The organism is uncultured Dialister sp., assembly GCF_937959425.1.
Taxonomy (GTDB): Bacteria; Bacillota; Negativicutes; order Veillonellales; family Dialisteraceae; genus Dialister.
Map to the genome: position 1 here is coordinate 1 of NZ_CALGPS010000158.1, position 24,576 is coordinate 24,576.

Sequence of the window (24,576 nt, forward strand, 5' to 3'; positions counted from 1 at the left end):
AAGATGTATCAAAGGGTACGAGTCTTCCTCTTGAAACTGTAGAAGAAATCAAAAAGCAAATCAAAGAAGCAAAAGCATAACATAAGGTAAATTTTAAGCGGCACTTATTGCAAAGTGCCGTTTATTCATAAAGATTACGCCGGAAATGGAAGAGGAGATGAATACCATGTGCAACTTGAGCTTAAACATTTCAGAAGAGGCCCTGAACCGAGGCCTGGCCCAGGGCCGCGCTGAAGGCCGCCTGGAGGGCCTGAATGAGACTGCCGCCCGCCTGCTCTCTATGGGCCTCTCCGTGGAAGATGTATCAAAGGGTACGAGTCTTCCTCTTGAAACTGTAGAAGAAATCAAAAAACAGATTATAGATAAAAACAAATAAAAAGAAAAAGAGGTGTCCTAAAAAATAGGATGCCTCTTTTGTTAAACGCCCTGTCTCCGCCCGTCATTTCAGCGGAATAAAGCCCCGAAATCTCCCTGCCCCCTGTAACCAGCCGCAAGTGGGAGATGCATTTCCAAGCACAATGCCAGTCTGAAGTCTGATTGTCTGCAGTCCCTCCCCTCAAATCTCAAACCTCTTTCCTCAAATCTCTTCTTCCCGCCTAGCCCCCAATGTCATTTCGAGCGCAGCGAAGCGGAGCCCTGAAATCTCCCTGCACCATGTGACCAGCCGTAAATAGGGAATAAGTTTCCAGGCACCATGTCAGTCTGACATCTGATTGTCTGATTATCTGACCGTCTCTCCCTCAAACCTCAAATCTCTTTCCTCAAATCTCCTCTTTCAGTCTGACTTCTGAAGTCTGATAGTCTGCCCTCTCAAACCTCAAATCTCTTACCCCCCCTTTGGTACTGCGTACCACCTTTCCCTCCCGCAAGCGGGTGGCACAATAAAGCTCCTGAAACCTCAAATCTCAGACCTCCTCCAGACTCCGTTCATTGAGCAGGAAATCCAGTGCATTGACCTTCTTATATCCCCTTTCCAGATGGGTATAGGGATCATCATCCATAGTAATGACAATCTTTTTATATCCATCATCCAGATTTCTGAAAGCGCCGATTTCCCTTTTCATCGTATCCGGACTGGACAGGGTATAAGACACCTGCACGTAAAAAGTATCCTTCAGATTTCGCACCAAAAAATCAATCTCCTTGTTTTCATTCTTCCCGATATCCACCAGATAATTCCTGCTTTCAAGCTCCAGAAAAATGATGTTTTCCAGACTGTGCGTCGGCTCCAGCTGCCGGAATCCAAGGACCGCATTCCGGAGACCGATATCTGCCATATAATATTTCTGCAGGGTCTTAAGATATTCCTTCCCTTTGATATCAAACCGCCTTGCCCGATAAAAAAGGAAAGAATCACACAGATAATTCAGATACAGGCTCACCGTTTTGGACGTAACCTCCCGATTGCCTGCAGATGCCAGGGTACGGGCAATCTTATTGGCCGACACATAAGAACCGATGGACGAAGCCAGCAGCTCCATAATCGCCCGGAACGCCTCGGGATTTCGTATCTTATACCGTTCCTCCATGTCCTTCAGCGCCACCGTTTCCGCAATCATTTTCAGATACGACGCCTTGTCCATGGGATTCTCCTCCTGCAGCAGATAGGGCATGCCGCCGTAAAGCATATACTGCTGGAAACATTCCCGCTTATCTCCACCATAAAAGGCATAATACTCCGAAAAAAGCAGAGGAAATACCTTGATTTCTATCCCCCGCCCCCTGAATCGGGTATTCACATCGGACGACAGGAACTGGGAATTGGAACCGGTGAGATAGATATCACAGTTGAAATCCCTGGCCAGTCCGTTCACCACATCCTCAAACCCCTTCACCAGCTGGATTTCATCAAGGAAAATATAGTACATTTCCCTATCATGGATGGCATCGGAAATATAGCGGTAAAGCGTCATGGGGTCGCGGAGGCTGATATACCGGATACTGTCCAGAGGGATACGGATGATATGATCCGCCGGCACACCCCTCTGCAGCAGCTCCTGATAATAGAGCTCAAAAAGCAGCGTCGACTTCCCTGCCCGGCGAAGCCCCGTAATAATTTTGATAATCCTCTTTCCCTTTTCCCGCAAAAGGCGATTCATATACCGGGGACGTGGAATAACCATCATAGGCCTCCTCTCAAAATGGATTCATACCCTCTATTATATTCCCAAAACTTCCTATTTTCAAAAGTTTTGGGAATATCTATTTCTCAATTCTTAAAATCTTATTTTTATTTCAATGGATGAAATGAAGTTTACCTGATATATTCTATATCTTTCAAAGTAAAAATCCTATTCCCAAAACTTTTCATTTTCCAAAGTTTTAGGAATAGGATTTTGCCATTTACACTTCTTTTAGTCATTTTCATTCTGAAAGCCACGCTCCCTGTCATTTCGAGGGTCGGAAGCAGAGCCCCGAAATCTCCTTACTCTACGCGCCCCGCCGCATATGACGCCGCAACAAAGCACGTAACGTTAGGCCCCTTCCTCAGGTGGCAATTCTGCATAGAATTGCCAAGTCGGGCTAATCTGCGCGCATATACTGCACACTAAGCGCGCCCTCCTTCGTGCCCGACCGGAATGGGGCTGGGCGAAGCCCTGAGGATAGGTCCGACAGGTCCCGTCTGACGTCTGATTGTCTGAATTCTCCGCCCTGTCATTTCGAGCGGAGCGAAGCGCAGTCGAGAAATCTCCCCGCACCATGTGACCAGCCGTAAGTGGGGGATACGTTTCCAGGCGCCATGCTAGTCTGAGGTCTGATAGTCTGACAGTCTCTCCCTCAAACCTCAAATCTCTTTCCTCAAACCTCTCCCTCAGTCCCTCTCGAAGAGGTCCCTGGTATAGACTTTATCTTTCACGTCGTCCAGCACGTGGTCGTAGCGGTTGGCGATGATGGCCTGGCTTTCTTTTTTGAAGGCGTCCATGTCGTTCACCACCCGACTGCCGAAGAAGGTGCTTCCGTCTTCCAGGGTGGGTTCATAGATGATGATGTCCGCCCCTTTGGCTTTGATCCGCTTCATGACGCCCTGGATGGAGCTCTGGCGGAAGTTATCGGAGTTGGATTTCATGGTGAGCCGGTACACGCCGATGGTGACGGGCTTTTCTTTCGCCTCGTCGTATTCGCTGCCGGCGTGGTAGTAGCCTGCAGCTGCCAGGACCCGGTCGGCGATGAAGTCTTTCCGGGTGCTGTTGGACTTCACGATGGCCTCGATGAGGTCTTCCGGCACGTCCTTATAGTTGGCCAGGAGCTGCTTTGTATCCTTCGGGAGGCAGTAGCCGCCGTAGCCGAAGGAGGGGTTGTTGTAGAATTCCCCGATCCGGGGATCCAGGCACACGCCGTCAATGATTTCCCGGGTATCCAGGCCCTTCATTTCCGCATAGGTATCGAGTTCATTGAAATAGGACACCCGCATGGCCAGGTAGGTATTGGCGAAGAGCTTCACCGCCTCCGCTTCCGTGAATCCCATGAACCGGGTGGGGATGTTCTCCTTGATGGCCCCTTCCTGGAGAAGCCTTGCAAAGGTATGGGCCGCCTTCACCAGCCGGGGATCCTTCAGGTCCGTACCCACGATGATGCGGCTGGGATAGAGGTTATCGTAGAGGGCCTTCGATTCCCGCAGGAATTCAGGGCTGAAAAGGATATTCCTGGACCCCGTCTTCTTCCGGATTTCCTCGGTGTACCCCACGGGAATGGTGGACTTGATCACCATGATGGCATGGGAATTTACCTTCATCACCAGGTCGATCACCGCCTCCACGGAGGAGGTGTCAAAGAAATTCCGCTGGCTGTCGTAATTCGTAGGAGTGGCGATGATGACGATTTCCGCATCTTTATACGCCGCTTCCCCGTCGGTGGTGGCGGTGAGGTCCAGATCCTTCTCCGCCAGGTACTTCTCGATGTACTCATCCTGGATCGGCGACTTCCGGTGGTTCACCATGTCCACCTTCTCCGGAATAATATCCACCGCCATCACATGGTTGTGCTGGGACAGAAGGGTGGCCAGAGAAAGGCCCACATACCCCGTACCTGCTACTGCTATATTCATGCCGTTCCTCCATGTCGATCAAATTCACGCTGTGTTATCCAAACTCGGAGCAGCATATATTTCTATATACCGCTGTCGGTACTATATTCATTCTTTATTTGCAATTATACAATACCTATGCATTAAATGCTCCACCACACTATGCCGGATGGAAAATGGTTTTTCCAAAATAGAATCCGGTATGTCACAGTATGGCCAATTATCGACCCAAGAGTTGTCAAAAGGCAGTATTCACAATATAAAACGCTACAATTACATCCAATCCAAGGTATATTGATCAATGGCCTGTTTTCTCATTATCCAAAACATGCTGACACAATTCTTCCCACTGATCCCAAATATGCTCCGGTGCGTATTGCTTCATCGCTTTCATCCCGGACTGACCCATTTTAATCCGCAGTTCCCTGTCATCCATAAGTTTCTTAAGGGCTCCGGCCAGATTCTTTTCTGAACGGGGCACAAGGAAACCATCAACTCCATCTTCTATGATATCGCTGACTCCTGTACTGTCAGAAAATCCTACCGCCGGGAGGCCTGCCGCCATGGCTTCTGTCAAAGCCAATGGAAAGCCTTCATCCCGGCTGGGCATACAAATGATGTCGGATGCTGCATAGACATCGTCTATATGGCTGGTTTTCCCCATGACCCGGATATTTTCACCGGATTTACTATGGCGAATCCACTGTTTCATCTGTCCGGCATAGCGGGAACTGTCATCTCCCCAGAATTCAAGCTGCCAATCCGGAAAATCTTTCGATAATGACGCAAATGCCTTCGCCAGCATGAGCTGGTTCTTCCGCCCGCTGATATTGCCGACACAAATGACTTTATGAACTTTTCGAGGAGCCGCCAGATCAGCAGGCTTCGAAGCCGGGAACACCGCATTTCCGATGACCGTCACCGGAAGTTCCGGAAAATACTGATGTGCCATATTCAGGCCGGATGGCACAAGGATCTGCATAGCCCTGCATTTGACGGTTGCTTTTTTCTCTGCCTCCGATAAATCGGGAAACTGGACCTGGGGATGAGAGTGGATCATCTCAATGACCGGCAGGGTACACCCCGCATCTTCGATGACATACTTGGCCGATGGAATAGAACAGGAAAGAATCAGGTCTGCCGGATGGTTATCCAGATATTCTTTAATTCTGGGACCATACTGCTTTCCTTTGTACCAGACGTTTATCCCCTGAGCCTTCCGCTGGCTGAAGAGCCGTGCGGCCTCTCGATACAGGCGAATCCGTAAAGGTGGCTTATCCGAGACAACTTTCTTGCCATTCTCAAAAAGGATATTATACTGCTTTACCCGTTCGTCCAGAGGGAAATAGGGTTTCCCCTCTACCTTATCACGGTAGAGAATAGTTACTTCATGCCCACGCCGAACCAATGCATTTGCCAGATTGCAGGTAACTTTTTCAACGCCCCCTGATGTATTGACATAGTATGTTCCAAAATGAGCAATGATAATCTTCATTTCTGTTCTCCCCACAAAATACGCTTACAGCTTACGGTATTCCTCTTCTGTTTTCACTTTTTTCAGTTTATGATGGGGTGTCTTTTCCATTTGATGTTCCCACCATACCCCCAATTTATCCAAATTTTTAACCATGCCGATTTTCATTCGATAACCTGCAGTGGCTGGCGATACCGTTATTTCATCCCAAATCTCCGGATTCTCTTTTGATTCAACACGCAGGACAATTGTACCCTTCAAGGATAATATCATTTTATTAATCCTGTCCAGCGCCGATGGCCCCCCGTTGATATACCATTGAAAATCACCGGATATCCCGCAGCTATAGCAGGATACTATTGGCTCTTCTCCCGGATAAACATACCAGTTATAGGCGAAATTATCATCGACACATATTTTAAGCAGCTGATAAGGCCTTTCTGGAGATTTCAGAATTTCCCATTCCGCCAGCCCCGCTTTTTCTCCTTTTGTTTTCAGTATCGTGAAACGGATCCACCGTACGTTATCCTGTGGCGCAAATGTCACAAGCGTTTCATGGCCCTGCTTTTTGAGTTCTCCCACATCACACCGAAAGCCATTACTGAATGAAAGCTGTCCCTTCAATATGCGACTGTCATCATCGATATTCCCGTAAAGTGCAACACTTTCAATATGCTTGGGTTCATTAAAATCAATGCGGCACCATTTTTCACTATCATCCGGAGTCCAAAGATACTCTTCCATTGGTGGTTTGGATTCATTAATGTGCCTGGTATTCATGAGCTGGAAGTCATGAAGATAATCTCCATTTCCTGAGGACACCGTCGTCTTGCCTTCATAGGCCAGATTATTTGTCCGCCGTTCCCAGAATATAAGGTCACTGTTAAAAACCTGCCGCACATGTTCAATATTTTTCTGTGACAGATGACAGATAAGAGCCTTATAGAGTACATTATTCAGTAATTTTGGCCCTCTGCAAGCCACATCCACAGGGAATCGTACCCTCTGATTCCACTCGTAGACCGGATTATCTGTCTCGCAATCCAGGTATCTCATTTCTTTACGATACACACGGGACGAGAGAAAATGTCTGTCATAGAAATCTTTATAGGACACATAGGACGTAGCATAAGCAAAGCTCTTGAATACCAGAGGATGGTAGGTATTTCCTGGTGTATTTAAAATGCGGCCCATCACTTTTTCAAAAGCAATAGACAACATCCGATGATCCCCATGATAATCAAAATCAGTGACCATCAATGCATCCGGCCTAAACGACAAAATGACATCTTCCATATCATCCAGAAGCCCTTTCCAGGTATACTCCTGATGCTGGCCATACTTGCTGAAATGATAGTCCTGATGTGTCCCCACACCATACGTTTCCTTCCGTCCTGCAGCATCAACCGGCTTATCAAGTCCATGAAGATAGACAGCCCGTTCACCACTCGTCCCACCATCCGGAAATCCGAGAAAAATAATATTACCTTCCGGAACCCCAAGATATGTAAGAGAACGAATCGCCTCGTTATACCTTACAAAGGCAGGATACATCCAATCTCCATTTGTCATAAACACAACCTTCACATCCATGCCTTCTTTGATGGCACTATAAATGGCTGCGCCCGCATTATTTACTTCATCATCCTCATGGGGAACGATGACCATTAGAGAATGGATTTTCAAATTATCTTTATAAGTAAATGATGTTTGTATCACTTTATCAGTTCCTCAATGTATCATGCTTTACGTTGATTACTACTGGATTCAACCACCTTATCAATCAGATGAACCCAACTGCTCCAGACTTTTTCTTCTGAGAACTTTTCCATAGAATGGTGGGCATTCATGCCCATTTCTTTTCTAAGGCCATCACTTTCCATAAGCTTTTCCAGGGCACCTGCCATGGAAGAAATATCATCATCTGTCAAAAACCCGGAATACCCGTCTTCCACCAGCTCATTGACACCTGCGCAGGATTTGAATGCCACCACCGGAAGGCCTGCACTCATGGCCTCAGTAACCGCCAGTCCCCATCCTTCATGCTGGCTGGGGCAGAGGAGAATAGATGCTTTACCGTAAACAGACTGGATATCGGTTGTGGTCCCCTTGAAAAAGATACGATCTTCCATATGATGAGAGGCAATATCTTTTTTCATCTCATCCACATAGTGTTCTGCTCCATGACCATCTCCCCAGATTTCCAATTTCCATCCAGGATGGTGAACTGCTGCCTTTTCAAAAGCCTGGACTGCCAGGTGAGGCCGCTTAGCCGCTTTCGTCAAGCGCCCAACAAATAAAATTGTCCGCTGCTCCAAACTGCTTATTTCTTTACTTTTGGAAACCACATTGGGAATGACAACACAAGGTACCTGGGGACAATGTTTTTCCAGAATTTCTTTTTGGGACGGCAGTAGAACCTGCAGCGCTGCGCAACGATTCAAAGCAGCAATCTCCGGTCCTCCCATTTCCTCAAAGGACCGGGATAACTCGGAATGATTGGTTCCAATGATAGGAACCATATCATCCATTGCTGCAACCGTATAATAAACGGCATCTGCATTATATCCTACGATAACATCCGGGTTGAAGTCATGAAGTATTTTCTTAAGATAAGGCTTTACTACTCTACATTTACATTTTTCATTCCATTCATGAAATCTACGCTTACTAAATGTACGAATAAATTCCCTGATTATTTTATCGCCAGCAGAAATTTTTCTTCCTACTACCGCTTTGTCCATATCATTGACAGGATGGTCCGCAATTAGTGAGTAAATTTTTATTCTTTTGTCCAAAGGGAAAAAGGAGGATGTAAGATCTCCACCGCCACTGGCAATTGCTGTCTCGTACCCTTTTGCTGCAAAAGCGTTGGCCATTTCACAGCAGATATGCTGCATACCACCGCTTTTCATCAGCATGCCTGCATAGACGATAAGAATTTTCATTGCATCCTCCTACATACATCCACAACCTGCAAGGCTACTTATATTTTTTCCAGATCATCCGACCAAACATCCTGTACAAGAATGAATAGTCCCGGATTATGGCACTCTCAATCATACTATACTTTTTCTTTAATGGAACTGACTGATTTTCCTTCAAAAAGCTTTTGAGATTTTCTCTTTCCTCCGCTTCCATAATCGGATGAACGGAGTCAATAGAGTAAAGCTTCAATGCTTTTTTCATTGGTCCTTCATCAACAAATCCCAAAGCCTTTGCACTCAGTGACTCTTCCTTATATTCATAAAACAGTAAAGCCGCCGGAGAAATGGGTTTATGGCTATGCTCCGTATAATACTGATGTATCTGATCAAGTTCAGATGCCGGAATACTATGGTCTTTCCTGTTTCTCAAAATCGCCTTCAGGCAGGCAATCAGAACTCTTACTTCGCAAATCTGCTTCTGGAGATCTGAAAATATACCGACCTCCAGGTTATGTTTCCAGGCGATAAATTCATCGATATAACTCCGGGCTTTCCTCGTCTGAACCAGGCTGCCATGAGATTCCCGCTGCCAATAATAATACCGTTTGGAAAGGGCAGTCACCTTACGTGCTTTTTTCATAAGGAGTCCACTGACATACACATCATCACAAGTACGTAGTGATTCATCAAAAATCACATCGTCAAATAAGAATTTCCGATAAGCTCTCCCCCAAATCTCCCAGCCAACAACAGAGGATGTGATTAATTTAAGCACATTAGATTCCGTACTGCTATCCCAGTCACGTCCTCCAACACACTTTTCACCATTCAGTATATTCACGCCAAAAACTACTATATCTGCTTGACTTACTTCCATTTCATGAATAGCATCCGCCACTAAAGTTGTATCTAAACAGTCGTCCGGATCCACCCAGAAAATATATTCCCCTTGACAATACTTTAAGCAAGTATTCCTCGCTCCACATAGGCCTTTATTCTTTTGGTGAATAACCTGAATTCTTTTATCTTGTTCCGCATATTCATTACAAATTTGTAATGAATTATCTTTAGAACCATCATCGACCAGTACAATTTCAATATTTTCATAGGTCTGGTTTCTGAGACTCTTAATGCACTTATCCAGATACTCTTCCTTATTATAGACAGGAACAAGTATAGAAGCTAAACCGGAACAATTACCCATAATTATGTCTCTCCATGTTCAAAGAATTATGTATAGGTTCCTGCAAGCAAAAGGAGCCTATCGCTTCTGCTTTATAAGTTTGCGGTATTTTCTTCGTCCATACAATCTGCAAGGACAGTTCCATCCATGTATAGCGGCCCATCGCAAAAGCTTGTCTCTCATCCGTCCCTGAACCAAAGAAAAATTCATGGATTCCAGTACATCCAAAATACGAACCTTCCTGTTACTGCCAAGTTCATTCCCTACTAATGAGAGACAATAGGATTTTACAGCAAAGGCCAATACTCGCTGCATACAGAATTCTCTTGATTCCGGAAATTCTGCTTCACAGATTTTCTCCCGATCCACCCATCCTTCCATAAGTTCGTAAAATATTTCAGATGAGACTTGTCTAGTCAGTGAGTTTTCATTTCCTCTGTCATAGTAGTATAGGCACAATGGAATTGCTGTGATTTTTTGTGCTTTTTTAAAAATATCTATGGTTGCGATTCCATCTTCCCCCATATGACCAAAATCCAACGAAAATCCGGTATTTCTCCATAGTTCTGCTCTGGCCGCATAGGACCAGACTTTAGATATCTTATCAAGTACAGCCTCTCGATACCATTCTCGAACAGTGTGGAGGCATGGTGGAATTACAGCTGCTTCCAATGGCTTACCATCTTTTACAGTCTGAGAACCGTATACAACGATGTCAGCATGATTCTTTCGAAATACTGAAATGCAATTCTCTATCAGCATCTGGCTTATATAATCATCCGCATCAACCCAAAAGATATAATCACCATGGCTTTCATGAATTCCACGATTTCTAGCCGCACTAACTCCCTGACCAGTTTGTTTTATATATATTATTCTTGAATCTTTTTCCGCCATAGACTTCGTAATACTCGATGTATCGTCATTGGACCCATCATCTATAACTAGGATTTCCAAATTTTTGTATGTCTGCTGGATGATACTGTCCAAACATCGCGCTATGTATTTTTCCACATTGTAAGCTGGCACGATAATTGTCACCAGCGGATTATTGATTTTCATCGGAAACTTTGCCTTTCGCTCCATGATTGTACATCATGAAGAATCCCATAAGTGCGAAGTAAATTTTAACAGGAATCTTATTAATAAGTGTAGAATCTGCCATACCATCAATAAAGAACGCTATAAATACGGCCATGGAACAAATTTCCATAGCAAGATTCTTACCAAAAGGGACCCGTAGAAGTCCCCAGAATGTAAGGACAGTATATAAGACAAAGCCAACGGCCCCTATGATGCCTGCACATGACAGGAAATAAACAAACATATTGTGGGGCATATCCAGGTTCGTTTCTGTCCCTTCTTCAGGATGATATTCCTTACTGTAGTAATACTTTTCCCAGGAGTCCAGTCCAATACCGGATATCTTGTGGTCTTCCCACATTTTATAGCTGGCAGAAAGCATAAGGAGCCGTTCCCCGCCAATCTGCCCCACATAACTGGTCCTGTGACCCTGCATATAATTAAACCCAGCCACACCGGAAAAAGCCAATGCCAGCACAAATATGAGGGTTCCTATCTTGATCTTACGATCAATCTGCTGCCAGTGTCGAACCAGCACAATACCGATAGATCCCACAAAGCCAATGCATATGGCAATCAAGGCCGCCCGAGTGTCTGTCAAAAACAGCAACACCAGCATGAACAAAGCCGTAGCTAATGCTATTAACCTCATGGCTATTGATTCTTTACGCTTAAATATCAGATAGGCTACTACAGGTAAAACAATGGCAATAACCAGTCCATAATGGGTTGGATATGTATAAAAACTGAATATCCGTTCACCAGGATGCTTCATCCATTGAGCTGCCCCATAAATTCCCGAGATGATGGCGCCGGATAAGATTCCCGTAAGAAATCCCTTTTCAATATTATATTTTCCTGCCATATAAGCAATCATCCACATGGGTAAGGACCAGTAAATATACTGCCGGACCAGGCTCAGCCCATCTTTATCGGCATTTACTCCCGCAGATACAATTAAAGACCCATACAGCAGGCAGTATCCAATGGTAAAAGCTTTACTGGGCATAGAAATGATGCATGCCTTCGATCTTGTACAGTCATATACAAAATATATCACAAACAAGATTATGGCATAGGTATAATAAGCCGGCGTAAATCGTATGCTCAAAATCATGGCAAGCAAAGCTGCTACTACATTGGCCAACAGCTTAGCATAACTATAGTGTTCTTCAGTATAGTTCAAATTATCTGCATTCATCAAGACTTTCCTTTTCAAAACCAATATCAGCCGGAGCTTCCACTCCTCCTTAGATAATTTTATTATACAATATTCAATTCGTAGGAATAGGCCCAGTCCTTGTATTTTACTACACCTTTAACGCTATAGCCATTTTTATCTAAATAAAGTTAATTATTTTCTCTCCTCTGGTGTCATGATCAGTAACATTAATAACCTACTTTTTTCGTCCCATCAAATTTGGATTTGATAAAGCGGCAATACCAGCCAACCATTTCCTTATACGCATGACGACGGCGAGCATCTCTAGCCGCCTGATGAAGAGCTTTCTGGCTATTGGGCACATGAAGAGGTACATCCCTCCAAGGAGAGTTTTCCTTGGCATGAGCCCACACTTTCACAATCGGCACAGATTGATTATAAGTAGTCCATGGCTTGATGGCACCAATAAAATGAATCAGTGATGCCTGCATGGCATCCTCATTTATAATTTTGGATTTGAAAATGCTAGGTTGCACTAAACGATAGGGCAAATTATAAATATGTGGAACAAAGAGAGCCTTCTCCGCAAGGAATTTATTGAGAATATCCTGATCTGCGCAGGATAAAGTGGGATGTATACTACATTCCTTTTCCATTTCGCTTAGAAATTGTCCTGTCAGCTGATGCCTCTTCCATTTATTCACATCAATTAAAATAATACCTGCATTAAAATATTTAGACACATGCATTCGTTGTGCATACTCAGATCCTTTGAGATCTTCTGAAACGGCTACGATTTTATTCCCCATCTCAGAATTAAAGTAATCTATAATACTCCCGTTACAAACAACATCCCCATCAAGATATAATATCCTTTTTACTTGGGAAGATACAACATCCGGCACTACGAACCTATATACTAACGTTGCTATATACCTTCCGCCAATAAAGTAGCGATCAAATTTCGCATACCTGGCAAGTTCATCGTCATTCATATAATAAAGAGTAACAGGTACATTCCATTGCCTGGAAAATCTCTCTAATCGATCTATATCATTTTCATCCGTTTTATCTACGAGAATATGAAACCCGAAGCATGCTGAATTATGTTCCATAATGGATGTCATGGTCACACCTATCCATGGTATATAATTCTGCGTTCCTGTCAATGCTACATGATAATATGACTTTCCATCTTTATACTCACCAATTTCTCGAACTTCCCTTACAAATTTCATGATAAATCCCTCTCGCAGTCATTAATATAAAATCATTATATTTAATTCCCGTCCCCAATATATTCACGAAGTAATTCTCTGCCATTCTCATGTTAGAGAACGACCCAAATATACAAGGCTACATCCTTGTTTTGTTCTCAATTTCCCAATCTTAAGTAATAATACCAAATGCATTTCCCCAATAAGCTTTTAAAGAATCTCTATGCTCGAACCTCTTATCCCCATAGAAAGTAGAAACATAGTAAGCAGTACTTAGATATATGTCCTTATTATACCTGTAATTTTATTGCAGGCAAGAAGTTATCTTATTTTAGAATCGAAATGCTTATCTTCTATAAAATAGGCTATTTTCGTTGACTTAAACTCATGGAATAAAAAATTTATTTTCTTACTTTAACTATTATCAGAGCTTATAGGCCAAACTATCAGGCTAGTATACAAAGCACTACGATAAAGCTTATTCAGCTATATGACCCTCAGTCATTTGTGATATAATAGTTTACGTAAATTTTAAACTTTACTTACGTACTATGTACATATTTTAGATTATATGAGGTACTCATGAAAAAACGTATACTTGAATCTTTGCTCTGGCCCCTGGGGATTGCCGTGGTGATTATGGCGATTCTTCATCTGGGCGGCGATTTTCCGGATATCCACAGCTACGTGCAGCCCCGGCTGGGAGCGGCGCTCTTGGTGATGCTCATCGTGTCCTTCGGACTTTTCTTCACCATGAACCGGGCCTACCTGAAGCGGCTCTTGCCATGGGCTGCTATTCTCGCCCTGCTCTGGGCGGGCACATTTACCTGGGCCTACGGCTTTGCGTCCCTTCCGGAGAAGAAACATCTCGGTGACTACTACGTGCTGGGGGCTCTTCTCTTTGCACTTCCCTATGTGTACACTGCCCTCACGGCGAGGTTGAAGAAATTCCGCTCCCTGTGGACGGTGATTGCGGGAATTTACACCTTCTTCATGGTGCTTCTCCCCTTCATCTACATCGGCTACTACGTGCTCTTCGGCGGGGAAATGGATATGTTCGCCATGATGGCCGTCCGTTCTACACACATGAAGGAAATCAAGGATTTCTTCCGCACCATGGGTTCCCCCATGCATCTCGTCATGGCAGTGATTGCCCTGGGTATCGTCATTTCCTGTGCCGTGGGCCTCGCCCGGTCCATGATGAAGGCGGCCCGGTCCTTTGAGGGCCCTTTCCTCCGGGGCACCGGCAGGGCCTTTACCATAGGGCTGGCGGTGATTTCCATTCTCTTCTTCGGCGGCTTCTATCGTCAGATTACCCACGTTTTCCCGGCTACTCTTTTCAAGGCGCTGGGATCTAAAAGCAGTGAATTCCAGATTCTCCAGAAGCTGAACGATAATCTCGATAAGAATGTACAGACCATGGCCTTCGTGCCGCCGGATCCCGGAGATGGCATTGATGAAGGCACCCACATCGTAATCATCGGGGAAAGCGCAAACCGGGACCACATGAAGGCCTTCACCCCGGATTACCCGGAGAATACGACGCCCTGGCTCTCGGAAATGGCGAAGTCCCCGGACTTTGCCCTGGGCTACCACGCCTACTCCAATTTCCCGAATACCCTCTTCTCCCTGTCCTACGCCATGACCAGCGCCAACCAGTACGGCGACATGTCCCTGGAGCACGTGGTGAGCATGGTGGACGTGGCGAAGGCAGCGGGATACCGGACGGACTGGATTTCCTTCCATAACCGGAGTTCCATGTCCAGTGCCGGCGTCACCATGATCGCCGAGCGCAGCGATGGTTCCTACTGGGAAAAGAACTACGACGGCTATACCCTGGAAGTGCTGAAGAAGCTGCCTCCGGCGAAGAAGCGGGTCATCTTCATCAACATCGACGGCAGCCACTACACCTACATCGCCCGGGTACCGGTGGACCTCCGGGACAAACTGGGTATTTCCAAAGAGGACCCTTACCACGACTATGACCTCACCATCGCCTACGACGACCGGGTGATGAAGGATATCTTCGAATACGCCAAGGCAAACCTGAACCTGAAGTCCATGATCTACTTCTCGGACCACGGGGAAAATATGAAGCACTTCCATACCACCTCCCCCTTCTACTACGACATGGTGCACATCCCCTTCTTCGTGTACCTGTCGCCGGACTACCAGGCCGCCCATCCAGGCCTCATGCCCACCCTGAAGTCCCACGAGCAGACGGTCTTCACCAACGACATGGCATTCGATACGGTCACCGGCATCTGGCAGGCAAGGACCAACTTCTACCACTCCCAGTACGACTTCTCCTCCAAGGACTACGCCATCAATAAGGAAAACGCCACCACCTTCGAGAGGAAAAAGAGAATCGCCGACGACCCGGTGTGGGGGAAGTAGGAACAGGGCGGAGGCCCTGGGGGTCTAGGGAGCGTGCGACCGTGTGGGGCCTTGAGCCTTCAGCCTTGAGCCTTGAGCTCGACAGGCCCTGCGGGCCGAACCGGTCACCATCTCTCAGCCCCGTGGGCAGCTCTCTTCTGGGAAGAGAGCCTTGTGCGGAGTCAATATCACGTTTGGGGATAGAGTCATCAGGATCCCAATGGCTGCGGAGCCGCTTATGGGTAGTCCCCCTTTCTCAAAGGGGGATGTCTGCGCCAGCAGACAGAGGGATTCTGATGGGCCTGCAGCACAGCTGCGGGAATATCTGTGTATACGGTAAGAGCAACTTTAGCGAGAACCCCCTCCACCCGAGGGGAAAGGGATCACTGCATTCTCAGTCGCCTAACGGCTCCTTGCAGCACGGCTATCAGCGACTCACGATGATTTGCGCGTCGCTAGCGCTCCTTCAAATCATGTTCGCTGCTGTGACTGCAGTTCGCTGCGCACCGCTAACGCGGTCCCCCTCCCCCATAGATGGGGGAGGTATCGCTTTGGTGGTATCGCCGCTAACTTATAAACCAAAAAGCGCCATTTTATAAAAGTGCGGCATGCCGCACTTTTATAAAATGGCGCTTTTTCGATTTCTTTGCTGATTTTATCGGTTGTCTGAAGTCTGATTGTCTGATATCTCACTGGCGGCGAAGCCGCGGAGCCTCAATTCTCTCCATAGTACTCCTTATACCATTCTGCGAATTTCCGGAGGCCTTCGCGAAGGGTGGTGGCAGGGCGATAGCCGTAGTCTTTTTCCAGGGCTTCGGTATCCGCATAGGTGACGGGAACGTCGCCGGGCTGCATGGGTACCAGTTTCTTGTGGGATTCGAAGTCGTAGTCTTCAGGGAGGACACCGGCACGGAGAAGTTCCTGCTGGAGGATGTCTACGAAACGGAGGAGGTTTTCCGGCCGTCCGCCGCCGATGTTATATACGGCGTAGGGCGGGAGGGGAAGGCCGTCTTCGCCGTTTTTCTTTTCCGGCGCTCCCTGCATGACGCGGACGACGCCTTCCACAATGTCATCGATGTAGGTGAAGTCTCTTTCGCAGTGGCCGTAGTTGAAGATTTGGATGGTGCTGCCGGCCCGCAGTTTATTGGTGAATCCGAAGTAGGCCATATCCGGCCGTCCGGCAGGGCCGTAGACGGTGAAGAAGCGGAGGCCTGTGGAGGGGATGTTATAGAGTTTCGCATAGCAGTGGGCCAGGAGTTCGTCGGATTTCTTGGTGGCTGCATAGAGGGATACGGGGTGGTCCACTTTGTCATCGGTGCTGAAGGGAACCTTGGTATTGCCGCCGTAAACGGAGGAGGAGGAAGCGTAGACCAGGTGCTCCACTCCTTTGGCGCCGCCGTCATAGGAGTGGCGGCAGGCTTCCAGGATGTTGTAGAAACCGATGAGGTTGGATTCGATGTACACGTCAGGGTTGGTAATGGAGTAGCGCACGCCGGCCTGGGCTGCCAGGTTCACCACGATGTCCGGGTGCCAGGTGCTGAAAATATCTTCAATGCAGGCCTTGTCTGCAATATTTCCATGGATGAAATGGTATTCGCTTCCTTCCGCCAGAGCTGCCGCTTTTTCCAGTTCCTGCAGGCGGTATTCCTTCAGGGAGACGTCGTAGTAGTCGTTCATGTTGTCGATACCGATGATGCGGATGCGGGGAACGGCAAGGAGCCGCTTCACAAGGTTCGCTCCGATAAAGCCGGCAGAGCCGGTAACAAATACGGTTTTTCCTTCTAATGTAATCGGTGTTTTCATATGTTTCTCCTTTATATAGTCTCTTGTTAAAATTTATTATTTTTTCAGCCTTTTAGCATAAGCGGAATAACCATTGCTCAACCCAGCAGCATTGTATATTATAGCGCCATTTGATATAATGAAGTAAATAAGTCAACTCGTGAAGGATATAGGCTGGGTTCCCTAATGGGAGTAGGCGCAGATACGCTGAGAATTCCTTTGCCCCTGGGGTTGGCTTATTTTTTTATTTAAAGTCTTTTTGTCTTCCTTTTATATTTTTAATAATATTCTCCGGATCCTTTTTGATTTCATTATAAATCATTAGCAGCGCTGCTTCACTGTAAGTATATAATGTCTGCTTTCCGTTAATATACTTATAGCAATATTTGTCTTCATTTTTTACCCCATAAAACTTGACTATCAGGTCAAAATGGCTGGATATAAATATATGCAGTCTTTCATCCTCCGGTTGTTTAGATGGATTAATGAAATTCAAATGGTCTCTTTTGATCCACCGATTTATAATTTCCAAACTCTGTTTCCGATTATAAGGACACAATAGATGCTTATCTTTTACATCTCTAAGAATATATGCGGCTTCTGCCGCATTTTTTGTAATCGAAATTGTTGCTGTTGCTAATTCAGATTTCTTTGTAATATACATATCATGCCTAATCAGGACTGCATATTTACTATTCCCATTTTCCGGTACAGAGTCAATGATATTTTGCTGCGTTTTCAGCAAATGTGATGCAATTTGCTTTGGATATCTTGCTTGGATGACCTGCGGATCAACAGGTGAAATTTTAACGGAGAGTGTCAAAAAATTAGATGGTATGTTTTCCGTGACATCTTTGTTAAAATACTGGAGCATCTTATTTGTATAGTTGATTACGCAAGACTGAAATAATGGTATATAAATTTGCTCATACTCTTCTGTAATAAAATGGGTGCTCGTATTTCTAAGTTCAACGATTCGTTCTAAATTGATTCGCACAGGATCTTTATCATTCGTAAAAATCATCTCAATACAATTGGATAAAGTAATAGTTCTATCCTGCTGCTTTGCATAATAGATACTCTTTTCTCCTTGGGACTCTATCAAATACGCCTTAAGCATTAATTCCCATGCATTACAAATAAAGAAAGAGAAACCTTCTACCCTGTATCTAAGAGTAGGTTTATTATATATCTCAATCGCCATGATAAACGCTTCTATGCTCTTTTCCAGCATTTTATGACTGATGGCTTCCATTATCTGTTCACCCCTTTTTCCCAAAAATGGTTATGCTTTGGCGCCCAGGTATTTAAGATACAGGGAAATCATTTCTCCGTACCTTCCCTGCATCCTGGCGGTGCGGGCGGCCTGGTGGAGGTTTTTTGTGCCTTTGGGCGGCACCAGGGGGACGTCTTTCCAGGGGGATTTTTTCTGGATGGCGGCGTATTCCTTGACCACCGGCCATTCCTGTACCCAGCTGTGCCAGGGTTTGGCGTGGCCGGCGAAGTGGATGATGACCTGGTTATGGTAGTCTTCATTCACCGGCTGTTTCTTGAAGAGGGACTGGCGGTCCAGGTTGTAGAGGTAGTTGTATTTCTTTTCGATGTAGAGGCACTTGCCGTCCAGCATTTCATTATGGATATCCTGATCGTGATGGGAGAGCCGGCTGCCCACTCTTTTCACATTTTCCTGTGCCCGGCGGACGATATCATCGAAGAGGCCTTCTTCCATCCACTGTTTCACGTTAATAAGCATCATGCCGGCGTTGAAGTAGCGTTTCGTATGAACTCGTTTCATCTGCAGTTCTTCCTTGCGGTCCGACACCACGGCCACATCGTTTCCCTGGAAATCCAGATTTCTTAGATAGTCCAGTGAGCCGCGGCACATCATATCGCCGTCCAGGTAAAGGACCCGGTCTGCTATCGGCGCCACCGTGGGAGCCACCAGGAAGCGGTAGAAGAAAGCGGCCACGCCATCGGAGAGGAGCAGTGTTTTGAAGGCGCTGTCGTCAATCAGATGTACCTCCACCGGACTTTTCATCATCTGTGCCGCGTCTTCCAGCCTTGCCTTTTCCTCTTCTGTCAGGTGGTTTACGAAGAAATGGTAGCAGATGGGCATGTCCTCATTGTGGGCATGAACGGTGAGGGCCACCATGCCCATGTGGGGAATGTAGTCTTCCGTCCCGGTGAGGGCGATGTGGAAGTCCTCCTTTTCTATCTTTCTCCCCAGGTGAAGGGTGTCGATAATGGCATGGGAAAGAACGTTGCTCATGGATGTCTCCTTATATTTCATGGAAATCGTTTTTGTAATATCAAAATCAGTTATATTTTATCATATTATAATGGCTTCTGTGCTTCATCTGCTATAATAAAGGCAGGTTTATCTCAAATTCATGAACGGCAGGGAGAGGAATATGAATCTTTTACTGGCAGATCTTCACAAATTCGTAGGCTACAGCGGCGGCATCGAGCATGTGCTGTCCCGCATGGCTTTTGCCATGGAGGAAAAGGGGTACCATGTATCGGTGGTCATGGCAGATGAGAAGGAGGGTGCTTCTTTTTATCCCTTCCCTGAGGACTGCCATTTCTACAATCTTTTCCACATGCCCGGCATGAAGCCGGTGCACATGGGCGCCCTGGGGAAGGGGCTTCGGGAGGTCACCCGCCTTTTCAGCAAGGAGGGGGCCCGGAACCGGAATTATAAAATGCTCTCCGCTGCGGCCCCTCAGATGGAGAAGGTTCTGGCGCTGGAGAAACCGGATGTGATTATTTCCTTCCGGGAGCCCACAGGCCGTCTGCTGCTGGAGGGGCTCAGCACGACGGTGCCCGTGATTTCCATGCTTCATAATGACCCCAATGAAATTTTTGCCCACGCGCCGGCGAAGGAAATAAAAGCGCTGGAAAAGAGTGCCCGTATCCAGGCCCTCATGCCGTCTTTCATCCAAAAGGCGGAGAAATATCTCCACTATGACCATTTCGTCTACATTCCCAACGCCGTGTCCATTCCTGCCGTCTCCGCCCGGCCCGGGGCCAACCGCAAAATTCACACCATCACCAATGTGGGCCGTGTCACCGGCCGCACCAAAAGGCAGCATCTGCTGGTGGAGGCCTTTACCCTCCTGGCAAAGGATTTCCCGGACTGGCAGGTCTGCCTCTGGGGCGACACCTATGACAAAACCTATGTTGCCACCCTGAAGGGCATGATTAAGAAGGCCGGACTGGAAAGCCGGGTGCTTCTCAAGGGCACCACAAAGGATATGGCTTCTGTGTGGAAGGAAACAGATATTTTCGCCTTTCCCAGCCATCATGAAGGATTCCCCCTGGCCCTTACCGAAGCCATGGGTGTAGGCATTCCGGCGGTGGGATACAGGAGCTGCCCGGCGGTGAACGAGCTCATCCATGACGGTGAGGATGGATACCTCACAGAAGACGGCGCCGCCCCCTTTGCAGAGGCCCTGCGGAAACTCATGGAGGATGGAGACAGAAGGACGGCCTTCGGAAAAAGAGCGAAGGAAAATATGAAGCCCTTCGCACCGGAAGTGGTGTGGGATGAATGGGACCGGCTGATCAGAGAGGTACATGGAAAAGGTTGACATCTCCTCCGGAGCTGAGGGTTGACGGCCCTAAAGGGGCCGAAGGTTCTTAGGGTTCTAAAGTTTGACGGCCCTTCGGGCCGAGGGCTGCGGTGGCGGCTGGCGCCGCAAATATGAAAAAAAGGGGGGCGCCGCTTCGCGGCAGGTTGTGTAGAAGGGTTCTCTCTCCCCCCTGTTGTCCCACTGCTTGCGGGGGGAAGGTGGTACGTAGTACCAAAGGGGGGAGAAGGTTCTTAAGGTTCTTAGGTTTGACGGGCCTACGGCCCGAGGGTTGTGGATTGCCGCTTCGCGGCAATAAGTTTTTAATGCCGCTTGTCGGCTAACCCCTTCCGGCTCGCTGCGCTCGCCACCCACCCCTTAGACAGGGGTGGGCAGGGACGTTACGTGCTGACCTTCCCGCCGGACACGGTCATTCTAAGCCGCAGGCGAAGAATCCTGGTACCCGGCACTTTTGAGACAACCGGTAATAAATACCGGTCGGCGGGAATTGGCCGCTAACCGTAGAGACGACAGCAGTTAGCAGCTAGCAATTAGCCGCTGGCTGGATTCGACTTGTACCTTTGGATTCATCAGCAAAATTCATATTACGATGATTAGCCACCTTTGGTGGCTTTCCCCCCTTTGGTGCCTGCGGCACCACCTTTCCCCCGCTGTGCGGGGGAACAACAACCCGCTGGTTACCACTTCCCTCATAAGCAACACTACGCATAGCGCCGCTAAAGTCTCCCCTCCGGGGAGAAGGTGGTACCGCAGGCACCAAAAGGGGTGCATTTCCACGAGGGTCGCGAGGTTGTATGGTTTTTATTAAAATGGCGCCCTTCATTTTTAAAGGCGCCACCTTCATTTACCATTTACAATTCACCATTTACCATTTTTCATAAAGCGCCTAAACTCTTTGCCCCTTTTTACAATCACGAACAACATCCTGTGTCAAGCCGACAGTGAATAGCAAACGGCTGACAACCCCGGCCACGATCCCAATCCCGGTCCCCGCGGGAAGTCTGATGTCTGACGGTCTCTGTGCTTTCGGGAATACAGCTGCCCGCCCCCTCAAATCTCAACTCTCAATTCTCAACCCTCAAATGTTATAATAAAATAAATATTTCTTTGCGATTCTCTATGGGAGGATAGTATGGAGGAAATCAGGACAGGTTCGGCGGAAATGGTACTGGCGCGGATTCTGGAGTCCGCCCGGGCGGCGGGGGCCAGTGATATCCACATGGAGCCCCAGGCTTCCATGGTGCGGGTGCGTTTCCGGGAGGACGGGGTGCTGCGGGATCGGTTCCGTCTGCCGCTGAAGATGCTGTCCGGCCTTTCGGTGCGTTCCAAGGTCATCGGCCACATGGACGTAGGCGAGAGCCGGCTGCCCCAGGACGGGAGCTGCAGCATGTCGTTCCAGGGTGTGCCCTATGATCTCCGTATTTCTATCCTCCCTTCTTTGTATGGGGAAACCATCGTCATCCGCCTCCTGTCGGGGCAGGTGGATTTCATCGAAAAAAACGAGCTGGGCATGCTGCCCTGCCAGGAAAAGGTTTTCCGGAAGTGCCTTGCCCGGGGAAGCGGCATGATTCTCACCGCCGGGCCTACGGGGAGCGGGAAGACGTCCACTCTCTATGCGGCGCTGAAGATGCTGAACAAAGAGGGTGTCAGCATTATTTCCGTGGAGGATCCGGTGGAGTACCGGCTGCAGGGCGTGACCCAGGTGCAGGTGAATGAGAAGGCGGGGCTCACTTTTGAAAGGGGGCTTCGTTCCATCGTGCGCCAGGATCCGGACATTGTGATGATCGGGGAAATCCGGGACCGTGAGACGGCGGAAATCGCGGTGCACGCGGCACTGACCGGTCATCTGGTGCTGTCCACCCTTCATACGAACCACGCTTCCGACGCGCCCCTTCGTCTCATGGATATGGGCATCGCCCCCTACCTCCTGTCCGCCTCCCTATCCCTGGTCATGGCCCAGCGGCTGGCCCGCCGTCTCTGCCACCACTGCAGGGAGTCCTATTTCCTGCCCAGGGAAGAGCGGCAGTCCCTGGGCCTTCCGGAAGCCTGTGAAGGAAATCGGGTGTACCGGGCCAGGGGCTGTGATGACTGCCATGAGGGATACAGGGGGCGCACCGGCGTTTTTGAAATGATTTCCATAGGACGCAGGGAGCGGGACATCATCCATCACCGCTTTTCCGCCGACGATTTCCGAAAATGCATGAAGGATCAGGGCCAGCCTTCCATGGGAGAGGCCGCCCTCACCCTCATGACGGAGGGCGTCATTTCACCGGAAGAAGCGTCATTGATTCTGGCAGGGGAGGATTGAAATGGATATAGAAAAACTGATTGCCGGCAATCCCGCCATCACCGATATTCACGTGACGGAGGGAGAACCTGTCACCATCCGGCTCTACGGCAGCCTGAAGCAGCTGAAGGAAAGGGCCCATGATTCCTTCTTCAGCACTCTTTTTGAAGACTTTTTAGGCGAGGAAAAGGAAAAAGAATGGGAAACCCGGGGCTCCTGCGACGGCGGCGCCTCCATCGGCTCCTGCCGCATCCGCATCCATGTGTACCGCGCCTTCGGCAGAAAAGCGGCGGCCCTCCGCATCCTCCCCACCCTGTCATCCCTCCCGCCGGATCCGGACAAAGAATGGATGGAGCAGGTCTGCTCCCTGGAAAGCGGCCTGGTGCTGGTCACCGGCCCGTCGGGCAGCGGCAAAAGCACCACCCTGGCCCGCATGCTTTCCCTCATCAATGCCCGCCGCCCCTGCCACATGGTGACTTTGGAAGATCCGGTGGAATACGTGATTCCCTCCAATAAGGCCCTGGTGCACCAGCGGGAAGTGGAAATGGATGTCATGGACTTTGCCTCCGGCGTACGGGACGCCCTCCGGGAAGACCCCGACGTCATCGCCCTGGGTGAAATGCGGGACAGCGAAACCATGTCCGCCGCCCTCACCGCCGCCGAAACCGGCCACCTGGTGCTGGCCACCCTCCACACCACCCGGGCCGCCGACTCCATCGGCCGCATCATCCACGCCTTCCCCGCCGACCGGCAGGAAGAAATCCGAAGCCTCCTGGCCTCCAATCTCCGCTCCGTCGTCTCCCAGCGCCTCTGCCGCACAGGAAAGGAAACAAGGCTCATAAGGGAAATCTTCACCAATATCCCCGCCACCGCCCACCTCATCCGGGAAGGAAAGGAAACGCAGATCCCCTCCTATATGGAAATGGGTCTTCACCACATGCGGACCATGAAACAGGCCATCTACGGACTTCGCGGTATCAGCGAAAAAGAAAAGGAGAAATGGATGAGGATGATATAAAGGGGCCGCCACGCGGCCCCGGGTACAGAGGGTTCGGCCCGCCCCCCTGTTGTCCCACCGCTTGCGGGGTGGCAAAGGAACTGGATTCGCAGGGAGCCAAAGGTGCGTATTCTGCATAGAATACGCAAGGCCGGATAAGTTGGCGCCTAGCCTGCCCATAAAGGCGCCTACCTTTGGCTATCCGGCCCGATGTCTGAGAATCCAGTGACATGCTTTCCCGTGGAGGAAGGTGGTACGTAGTACCAAAGGGGGCGCCCTTTGGGCGCGAAGGAGCATGGCTTCGCCGTAGGTTGTGGCCTGCTGACGCAGGCAGGTTGTGTAGAAGGGTTCTCTCCCCCCTGTTGTCCCACCGCTTGCGGGGTGGCAAAGGAACTGGATTCGTAGGGAGCCGTAGACGACTGAGAATCCAGTGACATGCTTTCCCGTGGAGGAAGGTGGTACGTAGTACCAAAG

17 protein-coding genes are annotated in these 24,576 nt (G+C 48.3%); 5 read left to right on the forward strand and 12 right to left on the reverse strand.

Annotation, left to right across the window (positions count from 1 at the left end; translation table 11 throughout):
- Positions 1-145: 145 nt before the first annotated feature.
- Entirely contained in the window at positions 146-376 is a 231-nt protein-coding gene (locus Q0482_RS06505) for a hypothetical protein (RefSeq protein ID WP_299144841.1), read from the forward strand.
- A gap of 529 nt (positions 377-905) precedes the next feature.
- Here Q0482_RS06505 and Q0482_RS06510 read toward each other — a convergent pair.
- From Q0482_RS06510 to Q0482_RS06550, 9 genes are all read right to left on the reverse strand, one after another.
- The gene (locus Q0482_RS06510) at positions 906-2,126 is read right to left on the reverse strand and encodes an ATP-binding protein (RefSeq protein WP_299144843.1); all 1,221 of its coding nucleotides are present in this window, start codon (positions 2,124-2,126) and stop codon (positions 906-908) included.
- A gap of 686 nt (positions 2,127-2,812) precedes the next feature.
- A complete protein-coding gene (locus Q0482_RS06515; protein WP_299144844.1) occupies positions 2,813-4,045 on the reverse strand; it encodes a nucleotide sugar dehydrogenase in 1,233 nt (410 codons plus the stop codon).
- 277 nt (positions 4,046-4,322) lie between these two features.
- A complete protein-coding gene (locus tag Q0482_RS06520) occupies positions 4,323-5,519 on the reverse strand; it encodes a glycosyltransferase (RefSeq protein ID WP_296973852.1) in 1,197 nt (398 codons plus the stop codon).
- A 24-nt stretch (positions 5,520-5,543) separates the two neighbouring features.
- Positions 5,544-7,217, reverse strand: coding sequence for a PIG-L family deacetylase (locus Q0482_RS06525; RefSeq protein WP_299144846.1), 1,674 nt, complete (start codon positions 7,215-7,217; stop codon positions 5,544-5,546).
- A 20-nt stretch (positions 7,218-7,237) separates the two neighbouring features.
- Complete coding sequence (locus Q0482_RS06530; RefSeq protein ID WP_297022684.1) at positions 7,238-8,446, reverse strand: glycosyltransferase; 1,209 nt, start codon at positions 8,444-8,446, stop codon at positions 7,238-7,240.
- 34 nt (positions 8,447-8,480) lie between these two features.
- The gene (locus Q0482_RS06535) at positions 8,481-9,629 is read right to left on the reverse strand and encodes a glycosyltransferase (RefSeq protein ID WP_299144848.1); all 1,149 of its coding nucleotides are present in this window, start codon (positions 9,627-9,629) and stop codon (positions 8,481-8,483) included.
- Positions 9,630-9,686: 57 nt separating this feature from the next.
- Positions 9,687-10,694: a glycosyltransferase family A protein gene (locus Q0482_RS06540; RefSeq protein ID WP_297041451.1), complete on the reverse strand. Its 1,008-nt coding sequence runs from the start codon at positions 10,692-10,694 to the stop codon at positions 9,687-9,689.
- The gene (locus Q0482_RS06545; RefSeq protein ID WP_297022672.1) at positions 10,657-11,892 is read right to left on the reverse strand and encodes an O-antigen ligase family protein; all 1,236 of its coding nucleotides are present in this window, start codon (positions 11,890-11,892) and stop codon (positions 10,657-10,659) included. Before Q0482_RS06545 ends, Q0482_RS06540 begins: the two co-directional genes overlap by 38 nt.
- Positions 11,893-12,080: 188 nt before the next feature.
- Positions 12,081-13,091 (reverse strand): glycosyltransferase, encoded by a 1,011-nt coding sequence (locus Q0482_RS06550; RefSeq protein WP_297022669.1) that lies wholly within the window; start codon positions 13,089-13,091, stop codon positions 12,081-12,083.
- 561 nt (positions 13,092-13,652) lie between these two features.
- Between Q0482_RS06550 and Q0482_RS06555 the strand changes: the two genes are divergently transcribed.
- On the forward strand, positions 13,653-15,467 hold the full coding sequence (locus Q0482_RS06555) for a hypothetical protein (protein ID WP_299144850.1): 1,815 nt from the start codon (positions 13,653-13,655) through the stop codon (positions 15,465-15,467).
- Between the two features lie 693 nt (positions 15,468-16,160).
- Here the strand turns inward: Q0482_RS06555 and Q0482_RS06560 are convergent.
- From Q0482_RS06560 to Q0482_RS06570, 3 genes are all read right to left on the reverse strand, one after another.
- Positions 16,161-17,249 (reverse strand): NAD-dependent epimerase/dehydratase family protein, encoded by a 1,089-nt coding sequence (locus tag Q0482_RS06560; RefSeq protein ID WP_299144851.1) that lies wholly within the window; start codon positions 17,247-17,249, stop codon positions 16,161-16,163.
- 223 nt (positions 17,250-17,472) lie between these two features.
- Entirely contained in the window at positions 17,473-18,483 is a 1,011-nt protein-coding gene (locus Q0482_RS06565; RefSeq protein WP_299144853.1) for a DUF3644 domain-containing protein, read from the reverse strand.
- Positions 18,484-18,513: 30 nt separating this feature from the next.
- Complete coding sequence (locus tag Q0482_RS06570; protein WP_299144854.1) at positions 18,514-19,518, reverse strand: glycosyltransferase; 1,005 nt, start codon at positions 19,516-19,518, stop codon at positions 18,514-18,516.
- 121 nt (positions 19,519-19,639) lie between these two features.
- Between Q0482_RS06570 and Q0482_RS06575 the strand changes: the two genes are divergently transcribed.
- The 3 genes from Q0482_RS06575 to Q0482_RS06585 all read left to right on the forward strand — a co-directional run bounded on the left by Q0482_RS06575 (position 19,640) and on the right by Q0482_RS06585 (position 24,123).
- Complete coding sequence (locus tag Q0482_RS06575; RefSeq protein ID WP_299144856.1) at positions 19,640-20,818, forward strand: glycosyltransferase; 1,179 nt, start codon at positions 19,640-19,642, stop codon at positions 20,816-20,818.
- A 1,132-nt stretch (positions 20,819-21,950) separates the two neighbouring features.
- Positions 21,951-23,126 (forward strand): GspE/PulE family protein, encoded by a 1,176-nt coding sequence (locus Q0482_RS06580; protein ID WP_299144857.1) that lies wholly within the window; start codon positions 21,951-21,953, stop codon positions 23,124-23,126.
- 1 nt (position 23,127) lies between these two features.
- Positions 23,128-24,123: an ATPase, T2SS/T4P/T4SS family gene (locus Q0482_RS06585; RefSeq protein ID WP_299144859.1), complete on the forward strand. Its 996-nt coding sequence runs from the start codon at positions 23,128-23,130 to the stop codon at positions 24,121-24,123.
- Positions 24,124-24,576: the final 453 nt, after the last annotated feature.